Source organism: Nitrospirota bacterium, from assembly GCA_015233895.1.
Taxonomy (GTDB): domain Bacteria; phylum Nitrospirota; class Thermodesulfovibrionia; order Thermodesulfovibrionales; family Magnetobacteriaceae; genus Magnetomonas.
The window spans coordinates 53,674-69,766 of record JADFXG010000011.1 but is presented as its reverse complement, the minus strand read 5'-3'; the positions used below and the strand labels follow the sequence as shown (position 1 = coordinate 69,766).

Below are 16,093 nucleotides of genomic sequence, written 5' to 3'. Positions count from 1 at the left end.
TGAATGAATAATGATACGGTTATGAAAACACACAGTTTTTTAGCGAAATATTTTGTTTTGTTGTTAATGTTAATATTGTTGTTGCCAACAGTGTCTTATGCAGGGTGGACATGGACTCAGCAAACCGACGCCGGTAACAGAGATTGGGGTGGAATAGCGTCATCAGATAATGGGACAAAACTCGCTGCTGTTGATTATGATGGCAGTGGCTCAGGTGGGTATATATATACCTCAACAAATTCAGGAGATAATTGGACACCGCAAACTTTAGCCGGCAGCAGATTTTGGGCTGCAATTGCGTCATCATCAGATGGAACAAAACTCGTTGCTGCAGATGGTAGTCCAGGTTATCTTTATACCTCATCAAATTCAGGTGCTATATGGACAGAGCGCACAAGTTCCGGTAGCAGAAGTTGGTATGCAATAGCGTCCTCATCAGATGGAACAAAACTCGCTGCTACAGATTATTCCCCAGGTTATATCTATACCTCAACAAATTCAGGTGATCATTGGACAGAGCAAACCAATTCTAACATTAGAGGTTGGAATGGGATAGCGTCATCATCCGATGGAACAAAACTCGCTGCCGTAGATAGTGGTACTGATGGTACTGGTGGGTTTATCTATACCTCAACAAATTCGGGTGTTGATTGGACTGAGCGAACCGTTGCTGACAATAGAACCTGGACTTCAATAGCATCATCATCAGATGGGACAAAGCTCGCTGCCGTAGTTGGTGGCATAAATAATGGTTATATATATACATCAACAAATTCAGGTTCTACATGGACTGAGCAAACCAGTTCCGGCAGCAGATTTTGGGGTGGGATAGCGTCCTCATCAGATGGGACTAAACTTGCTGCGATAGATTATGGCGGGTTTATTTATACCTCAACAGATTCAGGAGCTACATGGACAGAGCAAACGAGTGCCGGTAGCAGAGATTGGTATTCCATAGCGTCCTCATCAGACGGATTAAAACTTGTTGCTGTACCCTTTGGGGGTTATATCTTTACCGGAGTGTATTCAGCAAGCATATCTTATATTACATATTATTTTCCCTACTTATCAACAAATAGCTCTAACCCAAGCTATTGTATCGCATCAAACAGGTCGTCACAGGATTTAACTGTAAAATTTACGGTAGGAGCAGCCGATAATGCGACACCCTCCGGCACAACCAACACTTTTGCTAATTATTTGGCGTCTAAAAAAATGTATATTATAAAATTTTCGCAAAATACTATCTCGTTGTCATCATCTAATAATGAGACTATAATTATGAGTGATACCAACAAAGCAAGCATATACGGGGGATTTCTCAAATTTACCTCAACATCGGTTTACACAAGCGGTACGGAGGCAAGTTGTAAAAGCGTGCTGCTTGAGTGTTATCAGGGGACATTAAACCCTAAACGGCTAATGACAGGACATGTCTGTGACAATGGAAATTAAAGCGGAGAATTAATAATGAAAAACAGAAAAATTGGTTTAATTATCGTATTTTTACTACTGAGTTTAGTTTTCATCGGACAGTTACATGCCGATAATTCTGTCGGAAAAGTAACTGCAATTGATGGTACCGTTGACGTGCTTCGAGGCGGGAAACTTCCTGCAGTAGTACTTAAAGTGGGAGATTTAATAAGTGAACAGGATGTACTTAGAACCAAGAGTAAGTCAAAGGCTGAGATAATGTTCAATGATGGCAGTATCGTAAGGCTTGCAGAAAATACACGAGTTGATATAAACGAGTTTAAGGTAACGGACGGAGTATATCATGCTAAGTTAGCCCTTCCAAGGGGTAAGGTACAAGCTATTGTGCAAAAGAGTATAGCTTCTCGCCTTGCAGGAGCTAAGAGCTCTGACCATTTTGAAATCCACACCCCTAACGCAGTTGCCGGAGTCAGAGGAACAGACTGGCAAACCTCTTTTAATTCCAATACCGGTACGGATATTAGAACTGCAGACGGTAGCGTAGGGGTAAAAAGTACAGAGATTTCAGGCAGTCCGGAGGTAAAAGTAAATGCGGGGCAAAAAACCTCTGTAGCTCTGGGACAAGCGCCTTCAGCTCCAACCACAATGACACAATCTGAAAAGAACAGTTACGGTAAAGATACAACGCCGGCACCTAAATCCTCCAGCAGCGGTGGCAGTGGTGGCAGTGGTGGCAGTGGAGGCACTGGTGGTAGCGGTGGCAGTGGAGGTAGTGGTGGTAGTGGTGGCAGCGGAGGACAGGGTTCATCTGGATCCTCAGGGTCATCCGGTTCATCTGGATCATCAGGGTCATCATCCGGTTCTTCTGGATCATCATCAGGCTCTTCTGGATCATCATCAGGCTCTTCTGACTCGTCATCGGGATCAGGTTCATCCGGATCATCATCTGGCTCTTCAGGCTCATCGTCCGGTTCATCCGGATCATCATCTGGCTCTTCTGACTCATCCTCTGGCTCTTCAGGGTCATCGTCCGGTTCATCCGGATCATCATCTGGCTCTTCTGACTCATCCTCTGGCTCTTCAGGGTCATCGTCCGGATCTTCAGGGTCATCGTCCGGATCTTCAGGGTCATCATCCGGATCTTCTGGTTCGTCTGACACAACAGGTAATGGCACAGGTAATGGTACTGGCACAGGTACTGGCACGGGCACAGGTACTGGCACGGGCACTGGCACGGGCACTGGTACGGGCACTGGTACGGGTACGGGTACTGGCACTGGCACTGGTACGGGTACGGGTACTGGCAATATACCTACTGTGACAACATCACTTACTACAACAACAGCACTTACAACAACAACAGCACTTACAACTACAACAGCACTTACAACTACAACAGCACTGACTACAACAACAGCACTTACAACTACAACAGCACTTACAACTACAACAGCATTGACAACTACAACAGCACTGACTACTACAACAGCACCAGCCACAACAACAGCACTTACAACGACAACAGCACCGGCCACAACAACAGCGCTTACAACTACAACAGCACCGACAACAACCACCACAACCACAGCATCTACTACCTCTACGACAACCACAACAACATCTGGAGGAGGTGGTGGTGGCGGAGAGACAACCACAACTACAACAGCTACGACAACAACAGCGCTATTTACCTCATCTGTTACAAAAGACTCATACTATGGTTTTTACGGTGTCTCATTGGACTCATACCCTTACAACAATGGAACATCAGATGGCGTCTCAGGGACTTTAACAGGTGCGTTTCCATCCGATACATCGACGATAACTACTGAATCTGTGACAGCCTCCGGTACGTATTCAAATGCAAACACCACTATGTATCCACTTTGGTTAAGTTCGATAAGCGGCTCATATTCTGGGTACACTGTGTCGGGTTATTTGGCTGGAGTTAAAGGAAGCGATGGTAGCCCTAATGATCTATACGCTGATTTTGCTGGTATCTATTATGGTACCGATGGCTCTGGAGCAATGGTCTCGTATTATAACGGTTCAGGCGGTATAACCGGAAGCTTCAACAACAGTGGGGGTTGGTCAGGAAACGGCAATCTAACCTATGTTCCAATCAATGTGTCAGACGCTTATTATGGAGTATCTTTCAGCCATGGCTTTATCTATGAAGGAATAGATAGTATTGCTTTTGCGCACAATATGTACTCAGGGTACGAATCTGCATATGATAACCAGTACGGAGGGCTTGCGAATCTGTATAGTTATGGTCCTGGTTATTCACTGGTTTCCATTAACGGTAACACTAATGGTGTATATTACGGCAACGTATATTCAACCTATGTTGACTCAAATAATAAATCTGTGATATACAGTGGAGGGTTGTTAGGTTCACTGACATCCTATGATGATGGATTAGGTGGAAACGCAAACGTAATTGAGTTTGGAAGTGTAGGAATCTACATGGACGTTGCAACGTTTTTAAATCTTGCTTGTGGAAACAGTACAGGAGCCTCGGGCTGTTCCACATCATCAGCCATAAGCTCACTCAGCTATTTAAACCTGCCTTCTGTTGAGATTGGAAGAACAACTCTTACTGGTTCTTTATCGATCAACGGAGATTATATGAATATAACGTTGGGGAATGTAGTGTTTTTTGCCTCCTCCAGCGGTTCAGCCCCATCAATATATACGATAGGGAGTGTGACAGGTTCCTATTCTTTTAGCAGCTATCTAACAAGTTCAAATATAACCAGTAAAGAGATAGTTTTTGGTAATTCAGATGGACTAACACTTTATTGGCACTTTTATAAATGGGCAACTGGTAGTTGGGCAGCGCTTATAGGAGATTCAACGACTAACGCAGACCTTTCCTCAGGGGGATACCTAAATGGCAGTACATGGTCAGGCAACGTGAATATGTACGGTGTAGCCTCAGGTTCGTACGCTGACGGCAGCTTATCAGGAAACGGTGCAGGGATAGTGTCCGTCCCATTTATTTCTTTAGTGACGACACCAATATCTACGACAATAGAGAAGGTGTCTCATACATTAACTAGAAAAACAGGAGATATCAGATGAAAAATTTAGGGAAATATGCAATAATATTATTTAGTCTTTTTATTATCATTCTTTTTGCCATCAGTAATGTTCCTGCCAATACTGCTGTCTATTATCATCTGCCGTATCTACATACAAGTACAAATAACGTTGTGTACTGTTTGACATCTAACATGTCCTCAGAAAATATGACAGTCAGCTTTACAGTGGACTCAGCAGACAACGATACGCCAACATCAACAACACAAACTTTTAGCACCGCAAGCCTGCTCAAAAGTTCGATGACACGACAGATAGCTTTCTCAGGGAAAACAGCTTCTGTCTATAGCCCTGTCACAGGTTATGAAACTTTAACATTATCCTCAACAGATGTTGGTACATCCGGCGCCTATGGGGGGACTCTTTCATTTATAGGTAACGTGTCATTTGACTCCTCTGGCATTCAAGCATCGTGCTTAAACATACTCATGACATGTTTACAGGGGTTAACTGCTCCAAAAAGAGCCGTAACAGGTATTTTATGTGAAGACAATGTTACAGGCTACACTGTTGCGCATTAAACAGCGTTGCTAAAAATATAGACGATTCAATGGAGATTTGCTCGTGGTAAATATAAAAGTGAGTGGAGTTGCTCTTAAGAGAGCAGTAAGTATATGTGTTTTGATTTTGCTTCTGGGATTAAGTCCCAATGCTTTACATGGAGCCACAGACTATATATCTGAAGGAATAGAGCAGTTTAAGGCTGAGAATTACGAGGAGGCGTTGGAGCTGTTAAAAAAAGCCCAACAGGAGCAACCTGCCACCTCAGTTATATCTTATTATCTGGGGATTACTTTTAAGAAGATAGGTGATTTAAAAAGTGCGGAGAAGTATCTTAAAGAATCACTCCACTATGTACCCCCGATGAAAGAGGCCTATGTGGAGCTGATAGGAACCCTGTATGTCTCAAATAAACTTGAAGAGGCGCTGCAGTGGATACAAAAAGCAGAAAATAACGATGTAGTACCAGGACAGATTGCGTTTTTAAAAGGGTTGGTGTTGTTAAAAGATGATGATAACTCTGAGGCCATAACTGCATTTAAAAAAGCTAAAGAGCTTGATCCAACAGTGGCTCAGACAGCAGATTTCCAACTGGCTATAGCGTATGGCAGGGAGAGACGATTTGATGAAGCCTCCAGCTATCTGGACAACGTGGTAGCAGCTGATCCGAAATCTGATACGGCTACATTTGCAAAGGAGTATCAAAAGGAGTTAGCAAAAGGCAAGGAGATGTTCAAGCCGTGGCAAGTTACTATTGGTATGTCTTACAGGTATGACGACAATGTGTTAGACAAACCCGTTGATGATATTCCTGGGTTAATAATTACAGGGGAAAAAGACAGCGCCATATTAAACATGCTTAGAGTGGATTATCGTCCAAACCTTGGCAGCAAATGGTTTCTCAATGCTCAATATAATTTCCTTAGTACGGTTTATTTTAAAAATGAGACCCATAATTTATATGTAAATAGTTTAACTTTAAACCCAGGATATAATCTCAAAAACTCTGCAGTTTCATTTCCCATCTCCTTCACACATGCTGTACTGAGAGATACGCCCTACATGTATTCTTTATCTGTTAAGCCTACTTACAGTTGGGTCTTTAAGCCTAACAACATAGTGCAAATGTATATGGGTATTGAGAAGCTTAAAATGATGGGACAGGTATTCGCTCCTGAAGAGAACAGGGATGCGGACAGATACCTAACTGGTCTGGGTTATGTGTATGCTTTTTCCAAAGGCCTCGGCATGCTTAACATAAAGTACGATTACTCCTTTGATAACACCTTAGGCAGTAATTGGGTAAATGAAGGACATAAGTTCAATGTTGGACTTGTTGTTCCTGTTAAAGAAAAAACTCTTACAGGCATACTTACAGGTGAGGCATTTTTCCAAAGATACAGTAATGTAAATGATGTGTTTTATGTTATGAGGAGGGATGATTCTTATACGGGTGGTGCAAGTCTCATTTGGCAAGTCATGAAGAATGTTACTGTCAACTTTAACTTCACACATTCAGATGTTAAATCTAATGTTTTCATTTACGAATACATACGAAACATGTACACTGCCGGAATTGAGTATAAACTTTAGGAGGTTGAGAAATATAGTGATGAAGAGATTTCCACTGATAGCTATTTGTGTTCTTGTGCAAGTATTTACAGTGTTTACCGTTAGTGCACAAAGTGCTGAGTCTATAAAAATTGGAGTGTTTGAAATACAGAGAGTAATTGCTGAGGCTAAACCTGTAAAGCAATACCAGAAAAGATATGATGATACGTTATCAAAAAAGAAGGTTCCTTTTGTGCAAAAAGAAGAGGAACTTAAAAAGTTAAAAGAGAAAATTGACAAGGCAGACCTCAAACTGGAGGAAAAACTAAAAACAGAAGAGCAATTTACCCAGAAACTGAAAGAACTGAAAAGACAGAAAGAAGATCTCGATCAGGAAGTGCTCAAGATGGAAAAATGGCTGAAAGCCCAGGTGTTTAAAGACTTAAATGAAATAATAAATGAGATAGGGAAAAAATACGACTATACAATTATAATGGAGAAAAACACCGGTGGGATAGCTTACCACAAGTCATCTATTGACGTGACAGATAAAATTATAGAATTGTATAACCAAAAACAATGAAACACTAACAGATAGGAAACTGTATTTTTGGCTTTGTGCCATTAGTAAGATGACTACTCTCTCAAATAATGAAATTACTCAATCTAAAGACAAAAACAGGAAAAACACTCTATGGAGTTCTGTTTGGTTTTATAATTGGTGCCATTGCGATCTTTTCAGGATTTTTAAAGATTCCGAATGACATAGAACTCTACACGCTTGACCTCAGATACCGGTTAAGGCCTCCTGTTGCAACATCTAAAGATATAGGCTATATAGATTTTGATGACGAATCACTGTCCTTATGCGGGCAGTGGCCGTGGTCCAGGATGCGCGAGGTAGCCCTTGTTAATACTTTGAGTTTTTATGGTGCTAAAGCCATCGGGTTTGATGTGTTTTTTGTTGAAAAGGAAAATGTACGTTTTTTACCTGAAAAAATCAGAGATTATACATCAGCAGAAATTACTCATGGCTTTAAGGAATTTAACACTGTGGTTGAAACCTCTTTTAAGGATTACGATAAGGAATTTGCAGAGTCAATCAGAAAAGCAGGGATTGTCTATCTTGCTTATTTCACCAAAATTTATGGCAAAACCGCTGTCACTAATGATATAAATAAAGTTCTTGGGCAAACTAAGCGCTTAAACTCTGAGATGACAGACTCAGAGAAGGCCTCAATGGGGTTATTAAAGAAAACGTTTTTGCCAACTTCTACTGCTTATAATAGCTCACTGCTTAAAGACATAAACATCACACCGCCATCTCCTGAATTTATCACAGCCTCCACTGGCCTTGGCTTTGCACAACCAGGATTTGATGAAGACTCAGTGGTCAGAAACTACCCACTACTTAGATACTATGATAACTCTGAGATTTATCCTCTGGTGCTTTCAATGCTCTCCAACGTCCTTGACTTTAAACTAAATGAAATGAGAATTTCTCAGGGAGAATCTTTAACTTTAAAAAACGCTAAAAAGCTAAATGCTCAAACCCGCTCTGATATTGAAATCCCCATTGATAAGCACTTTCAAATGCTTGTCAACTGGGCAGGTAAATCTAATGACACATTTCTGCACGTGCCCTTTAGACACATATCATACTACTATGCCGTTATACGGGCAAAAGAAGAGGCGAGGAAATCAAACTATGAACTGACAGCAGAGGGTTTTAAGGCTCTTAAAACAACAATTAAAACAGCTATTGACGAGGAAAGCCTTGTCACTGGCGCGGAAAGTTCACAAATTTCTGAAAAAACCGCAAATGCCTGGTTTATATCTAAACTGATTGATTCAGGAGTTGACGACAATGTTGTCTTTGAAACTATGAAGCTCTATGACAATAACGGCAGCAGCCTTAAGAAAGACTTAAATGAAATCAGGGTTGCATACAATATTGAAAAAGTTATTACTCAGAAGCCCTCCATTACCTTTGAAGAGTTCAATAAAGTCTATCCACAAAATACAGATGCCCAACTTGTCTTTGAAATATTTAGAAATATTCATTCTTTTGCAAAAAAAGGACGATTAAGAGACATTTATCCGTACTACTTCCCACCGTTGCTACAAGTAAAAAATAATGGAGTTTTATCACCTTTTTCTCCGGTTGACCTTAACAACAAACTTTTCATAGCAGGTCTTACCGGCACCGGCACTATTGATCTTAATCCAACCCCTTTTGAAAAAAGCTCACCTATGGTCTCTTATCACCTAAATGCCATAAACACCATACTGACAGGTAATTTCCTGTGGCACGTTCCTGAGACTTATACTTATGCTATCACCATACTTCTTTCCATTATAACCGGCTTGCTTTGCAGTTTTTTAGTCCTTCAGATGGCTTTTCCAGCCTCAGCTGTCTTAGCCCTTAGCTATATCATTGTTACGTACAGATTGTGGGTTACAAAAGGGTACTGGTTTAATTGGGTGGTGCCAGTGGGGGCTATTGCAATTACATTTCTGGCTTTAGCGCTTGTGAGGTATGTGGAGGCATATTTTGAAAGAAAACTAATGAGACTAATGTTTTCCAAGATGGTTTCGCCATCTATTTTAAAGACGATGGAAAACAATCCTGACAAATTCGCTCTGACAGGTGAAAGAAAAGCCGTGACAACATTTTTTTCTCTTATACAAGGCATGTCGGATATTGTTAAAGATGTGTCTCCGGATGAACTGCCGGCCATACTGAGCATATATTTGTCTCCCAACAGCGAGATCATTACCAGCTATGACGGTTATATAGATAAGTACGAAGGACACGTCATCATGGCTGACTTCGGAGTCCCTCTGGATGACCCGCAGAGCGCTGTAAAGTGTGCCTTTGCCACTATCGAACAGAATCTTGACATAGAGGCTTTTAAAAGATTTGTTACCATGCGCTATGGGCGGCCAGTGTCTGTCTCGATGGGGTTTAATTTTGGATACGTTTCAGCGGGTAATATGGGATCTGAAGGAAAATTCCAGTACACCGTCATGGGGGATTCAGTTAACGTATCCGCACGGTTTATGGCTGCTAATTTTATCTATAACGCAAGAAATGCTCTGACAGGAAAAGACACCGTTCCTGAAATAAAAGACTACGTACACCTGAGGATGTTGGATAAGCTGCTGCTTAAAGGAAAAACAAAACCTACTGCAATATATGAGGTCCTTGGGTGGGTTACGGAGGCTTACAGAGATTTTCATAAATCCAAACCAGTTCCGCAATTTGTAAAGTATAACTGGTTAAAGTGCTCTGCCGAGAAGTTTTTCTGTTACAGGGATGTGTGGAAAAAACGTGCTAAGGACACAGGATTTGAATCAGCTGTTGAGATTTTCACCTTTTTTGACAATACCATACCTCTTGTCTCAGAGCTTTTAATAACTGAGTGGAGGATTGAATTTCTTGGTATAGTTATGGCTATGAGACAGCTCAGACATAGTATGGCAAATGTTTTTGGCCGTGAGTTTAAACCATTTCTGCCCAAAAATGATGTACTTTCCGACATTGTTACAGAACTAAGCAGCATGAAAAATTTGATTTCCGAGAGTGCTCATACGATAAAACACACCGATTACACTCTGAATGAGCTATCAGAAGAGTCTAACAACGTGTTAGCAAAAGCCAGTTTATTTCAAAATCGTTTTCTTTTAAAAGAAAATCCTGAAAGTGAAGTTATCATTGGCTGTATAAACGAAATGGAAAGATATATACAACAAGTTAAAGGCTCATCAGAGGCACAAATAAGAAAACTCAATGTATCTTTACTTAATTATCAGGCAAAGTTCAGGACTGTCGTAGAACAATTCTATGCAAAGCTTCAACTTAAGCCAGAGGTATATCATGAAATGGCTGCACATCTTGGCAGTCCTTCTGATGCGGTATTAAAGTCAAAAACGCACTACGAGGCAGGGTTGCAGTTGTATTTTCAGCGGAAATGGGATGAGGCTCTCGATATGTTTAAACTTTCGGCGGCAGTACTGCCGGGAGACCCTCCGGCTGAGTCTTTAATTAAAAGAATAGAGTTTTATAAGGAATCTCCTCCTCCGCCATCGTGGCAAGGTGAGTTTATCCAGACAAGGAAATGATATGAAATTTCTTTTATTAGCAACTCAAAGGTACAAACGATTTGTTCCTATGGCGGCTCTCTTACTTTCCGTTTCCCTGTTTTTAACACTTTTTATCGCTCTGGGATCATTTGACATCATAGAAAACAGGATTTTAAATGTAAAATTTCAGTTAAGGCCTAAAATTAAGATTTACCCCAACATCATAACTCTTGACATTGACGACAAAGACATAGATGTTACCGGACGGTGGCCATGGCCGTGGTTCATACACGGTGACATCGTGAATTTTCTGACTGAATACGGTGTTGCGGATATTGTTTTTGTTAACATGGATTTTTCACAAGGCAGCAATAACGCCATAGACAGGGGTTCTTTAGAGAGTGTCAAAAATAGAATTCTTGCCGGATATGGGAAAAAGGACATTGGTTCCACAATTCCTGACTATGAGGAGTATCTGAGTGACAGTTTAAAGAAAAATGGCAATGCTTGTGCAGATGTTGATTTTAAAATACCGGAACCGGATGGCAAACATAGTGTTACCGGCACACTAAAGACATCCGCCACAACTATAGAAAAACACAGCTTAGAACTTCTTTCAGCAAAAACTGCGGTAGAAGGCTCTAAATGGAATTTCCCTGTAGCTACAAACATAATCATACCCAAAGAGAGTATCTTAAAAAGCATGGCTTGCGCAGGATTTAACCAAATCCACCTTTCCCCTGACGGTGTGGTTAGAAAGTATCCTCTTATGGCTATATACCAAAACATGCTATACGGTTCACTTCCGCTTAACCTTGTCCGCAAGCTGCTTCATACAGAGAATATTTACACAGGTGACAGTCGATATATAAAACTAAAAGGAAAAAACTCCTTCGTAAAGATTCCTGTTGACAACACAGGCAGCATGAACATTAACTGGGCGGGCAGCTATAATGATACATTTGCGCGTCTGCCCTTTAGCATGATATCCGAACTGGTAGCGTATCAGATTACTAAGGATGAAATCAAAAAGATTCCTGTAGCTGAGGATATAGAAAAATATGTGCCTCTAAAACTTTCTGAGTTGCCTTATATATCTAAAGAAGCAGCTGATAAAATTTTCGCCCGTGCTTTTGCAGCCTTTTATATTGAACAAAACATAGTTGACCACGGGATGTCAGAAGCAGAGGCTCTGACATCCATGGGACTTGACCCTACAGATAATTTCTGGCTTTCGATGGCAAAGCAGATTAAGTTTAACAATTATATAGTTAAAAAGCATGTGGAAAACAAAGTAGTCCCTCCACTTAAAGATGTTATCACAGACTTGTCTCTTACCGAAAATGACCTTAAATCAATGAACTTAACGGAATCTTACAACTTGATTGCCTACCACATTAAAAGAAACGACGTTTATAGGGTACGCCCTTTGTTTTTTGTTATGCCGGATATTGATATAGACAGTAAACGCACAGTTATATCACCTCTTTATCTGAAAGATAAGATAGTGTTTTATGGCTTGACCGCTACCGCTTTGACCGCACTGAATCCTACTCCATACCTTAGACATCATCCCATGCTTGACCTTATGCCCAATGTGCTTAACACAATTATGACAGGCCAGTTTTTGACAGACTGTCCGGTGTGGCTAAAATATTCTCTGAATTTTATTTTGGTAGTTATTGTTCTTAACGTAGTTATGTTGTTTACTCCGATTAGGAGCGGTCCTGTAACTTTATTAGTTACCGCAGTGTACGCAATGCTTGATTGGTATTTCTTTACAAAACAGGGGCTGCTTCTGCCTACATTTCAGGCAGTATCTGCAATTGCCCTTGCCTTTATCTCAGGAATTTTATATAAGTACATAAGGGAGAGTATGGAACGGCAAAAAATTCGTAAAATGTTCTCTGCCATGGTATCTCCTGAAGTGCTTAAGATGCTAGAGAAGCATCCTGAAAAGTTTAACCGTGGAGGTGAGAAAAAACTTGCTACAATGTTTTCATCCGACGTATCCGGCTTTACAACTATATCTGAGGGTGTGACATCCAGGGAACTTGCTGATATTCTTAACATCTATCTTACGCCAATGAGCAACATCATAATGTCTTATGACGGATACGTTGACAAGTATGAGGGAGATGCTATTAAGGCTGACTTTGGTATTCCTCTTGACGATAATGATCAGGCCCTGAAGTGTTGCCTCAGTGCACTGTATAGCCAGGAGGAATTAAAAGTCATCCAGCGTATGATAGCCATAGAGTATGGGGTTATGATAACAGCACGAATGGGAATCAACACGGGCGTAATCTCAGCAGCCATTATGGGCTCGTACAATCATATGCAGTACACAGCCATGGGTGATGCCGCAACATTTGCTGAGGAGCTTGAACCAGCTAATAAGATCTTTGATACGTGCATCATGATGTCAGAGAGTACCTATGACCTCGTAAAGGACCACATCGAGGCACGTAACCTCGGTGCATTTGAAAGAGCTCACGCTGCACAATCTGTTAAGATATATGAGGTCATAGGCTGGAGGAAAGACCGTTTTCTTAACTTTTGGAAAGACAAGCCAATCCCTGCGCTTATTTTGAATTCTTTAAGCAGAATGCGCCCTGAAAAGGTCATCGGTTATCATGACTATTTCTCCGAAAAAGATTTACCCGGCTCGGAACTGTTAACTGAAATAAAGACCATGTTTTCCGAACTTTCCACCGTTGCTGTACAGTATATGAAATCAAAGGATATTCTCAACATTACAGAAATTGAAGCAGAGATAAAAACGCTTCTCCTTAAAACTGAAGGGCATGCCGTAACTTTAAGCATCCCGATTCCGGAGCCTCAATCCACCTCTAACGTATCATTCACAGAGAAAAGGCTTTCCGAATTGTATAAAGAGATTATAAAGGCTGTGCCTTATATAAAAATATTAAAAGACATGGGTGAGCGTGCTCTGTCAGATTCACTCTATAGCAGAGTGGATGTACTTGAGAAAAGACTGCTATCAATTAATAAAAGAATATCGTATGCAACTGAGGCTGACAAAATCGCAACAGAGCTTTCAGAGCATCTGAAAACACTTTTGAATAAATCTGGTATCAGCGTTGATACTACTGCTATAACCGCTGAAATGAAAACAAACGAGCGGATTATAAATGAACGGCTTAATCAGTTTGCATCACAACTAAAAAAGCGCCCTAACGAGTTCCATGAACTGATATCAAACTTCTGTACGCTTGATGAAAATAAAAAAACACTGTTAAACATCTTCAATATGGCTCAACAACACTACTATAACAGAAATTGGGATGAGGCCGCTGAAAGCTTTAAACACTGCCTTTCCATTGACCCGCACGACGGCCCCAGCGCTAAATACCTTAAAACAACAGAACACCTCAAAGAATTCCTCCCTGATAACAACTGGCAGGGAATATGGCAGGAGTGATAGATAAACAGTGTCCTTTCAGCAAGCCTGCATAGAATAATCAGAGTTATCCCTCAAGGGTTACGATATAGCATCAATTGAATGGATAAAGAGAATAAAACAAACCACAGATAGAAACACAAAATTTTTACTTGACAAAAATAAGAATTATCAGCATAGTAAGTAATATCAGTTAAATCAGAATATTATGAATAATTAATAAAAGGAAGGTGTTGTGAAAAAAGACAAAAGTGACGTAAAAGATGATTTCAGTATGTGTTTAACTGATACGTGTTGCAGAGTTGAGGCCATAGTAGGTGTTGATGAAAGGGGACAGATGGTGCTCCCCAAAGATTTACGCGAAAAAGCAAAAATAAAGGGTGGAGATAAGTTTGCAGTAAGTGTATGGGAAAAAGACGGAGACGTTTGTTGTATCACTCTTACCCGTGTAGAGAGTTTGGTTAATACTATAAAAGGACAACTTGGCACTATTGTCAAAGATGTAACTTAAGGAGAACAAAAATTATGGAAAAAGATAAGTCACTGGATACCGCAAATCTAAAAAATGAATGCTGTGTGCCAAAACATAGTAGCACAGGCTGTGGTTGTAATGCTGAAAAGCCTGTCCTAGCAGTTCCGGAGGCAACCCTACAACATAAGAAATGGATAACCGGAACTGTTAACACTCCTGCCTGTATTGCTTACAAGGTGTCAACAGAGATTACAAAGTCTGAGCTTTTAGAACACCTACTTTGCAGAATAAGCGGCTTTAGAAACAGTTACACGGTAACTCCGGGACTATATGCCGTTGGAGAGCCTGATCAAAACTCACATGTCGTTGTTACGGCAAATTATAAACTCACCTTTGATAAAGTCAGAGAGTCTCTCAGCGGCGAAAACGTGTGGATAATGGTTTTGGATACCAAGGGGATTAATGTGTGGTGTGCGGCAGGTAAGGGAACATTTGGTACTGAGGAGATGATTAACAGAATTTTAAAAATTCAACTAACAAGCATAGTAACCCATAGAAAAATCATAGTGCCTCAACTTGGCGCTCCCGGAGTCAGTGCCCATACGGTTAAGAAAGCCACTGGGTTTCAGGTGCTTTTTGGCCCTGTATATGCCTGTGACCTTAAGGATTATATTAGATCCGGCTGTGTAGCGACAAAAGCCATGCGTAATGTGAGCTTTTCAATGATTGACAGATTAGTCCTAACTCCTATGGAAATAATCCCATCAATGCGTATCTTTGCAGTCTTTGCAGTGGTAATGTTTTTATTTTTTGGTGTGTCTATGTCGGGTATTAACTTTGCCACTGCTATAAAGGGAGCGTTTCCGTTTTTTATTTTTGGTTTGATTGCAATACTCTCAGGAGCATTCATAACGCCGTTGCTACTACCTGCCATACCGTTTAAATCTTTTGCCGTAAAGGGCTGGATAGTTGGTATTTTTATGGTCTGGATTTTTAGGTTGTTGTTTTCCTGGCTAAACAGCACGACTTTTGAGCTAACTGTTTTTGCGTATGTACTTTTCCCTATGATAAGTTCTTACGTAACTTTGCAGTTTACCGGTGCTACCACTTTTACCGGTATGTCGGGAGTTAAGAAGGAATTAAAATATGCCGTACCGCTTTATATAGCATCGGCAGTTATAAGCGTCGTCGTACTGGCGCTCTATAAGGTAAACCAATGGAGGGTTTTATGAAATATCTGTCAAATGTATCAACTCTTGAGTTTTATGCAGACAAATGTACCGGCTGCGGCATGTGTGTAAACGTGTGTCCTCACGAGGTGTTTGAAATAAAGGCAGGAAAAGCCGAAATCTCAGACAGTGACAAGTGTATGGAGTGTGGAGCGTGCGTAACAAATTGTGCCTTTGGAGCTTTAAGTGTGCAAAGAGGCGTGGGATGTGCTACTGCGCTAATTAACAGTATTATAAGAGGCGGGGAGCCAACATGCGGATGCTCGGAAAGCTCAGGCTGCTGCTAAATCT

10 protein-coding genes are annotated in these 16,093 nt (G+C 40.9%); all 10 read left to right on the top strand.

All coding sequences use genetic code 11. The features are described from left to right. Positions 1–3: 3 nt before the first annotated feature. Positions 4–1,455, top strand: coding sequence for a hypothetical protein (locus tag HQK88_09525; protein ID MBF0617037.1), 1,452 nt, complete (start codon positions 4–6; stop codon positions 1,453–1,455). 15 nt (positions 1,456–1,470) lie between these two features. Beyond that, complete coding sequence (locus HQK88_09520; GenBank protein ID MBF0617036.1) at positions 1,471–4,521, top strand: FecR domain-containing protein; 3,051 nt, start codon at positions 1,471–1,473, stop codon at positions 4,519–4,521. Beyond that, positions 4,518–5,060 (top strand): hypothetical protein, encoded by a 543-nt coding sequence (locus tag HQK88_09515; protein MBF0617035.1) that lies wholly within the window; start codon positions 4,518–4,520, stop codon positions 5,058–5,060. Before HQK88_09520 ends, HQK88_09515 begins: the two co-directional genes overlap by 4 nt. Before the next feature lie 43 nt (positions 5,061–5,103). After that, positions 5,104–6,633 (top strand): tetratricopeptide repeat protein, encoded by a 1,530-nt coding sequence (locus HQK88_09510; protein MBF0617034.1) that lies wholly within the window; start codon positions 5,104–5,106, stop codon positions 6,631–6,633. A 16-nt stretch (positions 6,634–6,649) separates the two neighbouring features. Beyond that, on the top strand, positions 6,650–7,174 hold the full coding sequence (locus HQK88_09505; protein MBF0617033.1) for an OmpH family outer membrane protein: 525 nt from the start codon (positions 6,650–6,652) through the stop codon (positions 7,172–7,174). A gap of 68 nt (positions 7,175–7,242) precedes the next feature. Further along, positions 7,243–10,716 (top strand): CHASE2 domain-containing protein, encoded by a 3,474-nt coding sequence (locus HQK88_09500; protein MBF0617032.1) that lies wholly within the window; start codon positions 7,243–7,245, stop codon positions 10,714–10,716. 1 nt (position 10,717) lies between these two features. After that, positions 10,718–14,122 (top strand): CHASE2 domain-containing protein, encoded by a 3,405-nt coding sequence (locus tag HQK88_09495; GenBank protein MBF0617031.1) that lies wholly within the window; start codon positions 10,718–10,720, stop codon positions 14,120–14,122. A gap of 253 nt (positions 14,123–14,375) precedes the next feature. Continuing rightward, on the top strand, positions 14,376–14,612 hold the full coding sequence (locus HQK88_09490) for an AbrB/MazE/SpoVT family DNA-binding domain-containing protein (GenBank protein ID MBF0617030.1): 237 nt from the start codon (positions 14,376–14,378) through the stop codon (positions 14,610–14,612). Positions 14,613–14,626: 14 nt separating this feature from the next. Then, entirely contained in the window at positions 14,627–15,805 is a 1,179-nt protein-coding gene (locus tag HQK88_09485; GenBank protein ID MBF0617029.1) for an acetyl-CoA synthase subunit gamma, read from the top strand. Further along, entirely contained in the window at positions 15,802–16,089 is a 288-nt protein-coding gene (locus tag HQK88_09480; GenBank protein ID MBF0617028.1) for a 4Fe-4S binding protein, read from the top strand. The genes HQK88_09485 and HQK88_09480 overlap by 4 nt, the downstream gene beginning before the upstream one ends. Positions 16,090–16,093 lie beyond the last annotated feature (4 nt).

What these genes read in the sequence shown, in the direction of transcription:
- HQK88_09525 (MBF0617037.1), top strand. Translation starts at nt 4, where the DNA reads ATGAATAATGATACGGTTATGAAAACACACAGTTTTTTAGCGAAATAT.
- HQK88_09520 (MBF0617036.1), top strand. Translation starts at nt 1,471, where the DNA reads ATGAAAAACAGAAAAATTGGTTTAATTATCGTATTTTTACTACTGAGT.
- HQK88_09515 (MBF0617035.1), top strand. Translation starts at nt 4,518, where the DNA reads ATGAAAAATTTAGGGAAATATGCAATAATATTATTTAGTCTTTTTATT.
- HQK88_09500 (MBF0617032.1), top strand. Translation starts at nt 7,243, where the DNA reads ATGAAATTACTCAATCTAAAGACAAAAACAGGAAAAACACTCTATGGA.
- HQK88_09495 (MBF0617031.1), top strand. Translation starts at nt 10,718, where the DNA reads ATGAAATTTCTTTTATTAGCAACTCAAAGGTACAAACGATTTGTTCCT.
- HQK88_09490 (MBF0617030.1), top strand. Translation starts at nt 14,376, where the DNA reads ATGTGTTTAACTGATACGTGTTGCAGAGTTGAGGCCATAGTAGGTGTT.
- HQK88_09485 (MBF0617029.1), top strand. Translation starts at nt 14,627, where the DNA reads ATGGAAAAAGATAAGTCACTGGATACCGCAAATCTAAAAAATGAATGC.
- HQK88_09480 (MBF0617028.1), top strand. Translation starts at nt 15,802, where the DNA reads ATGAAATATCTGTCAAATGTATCAACTCTTGAGTTTTATGCAGACAAA.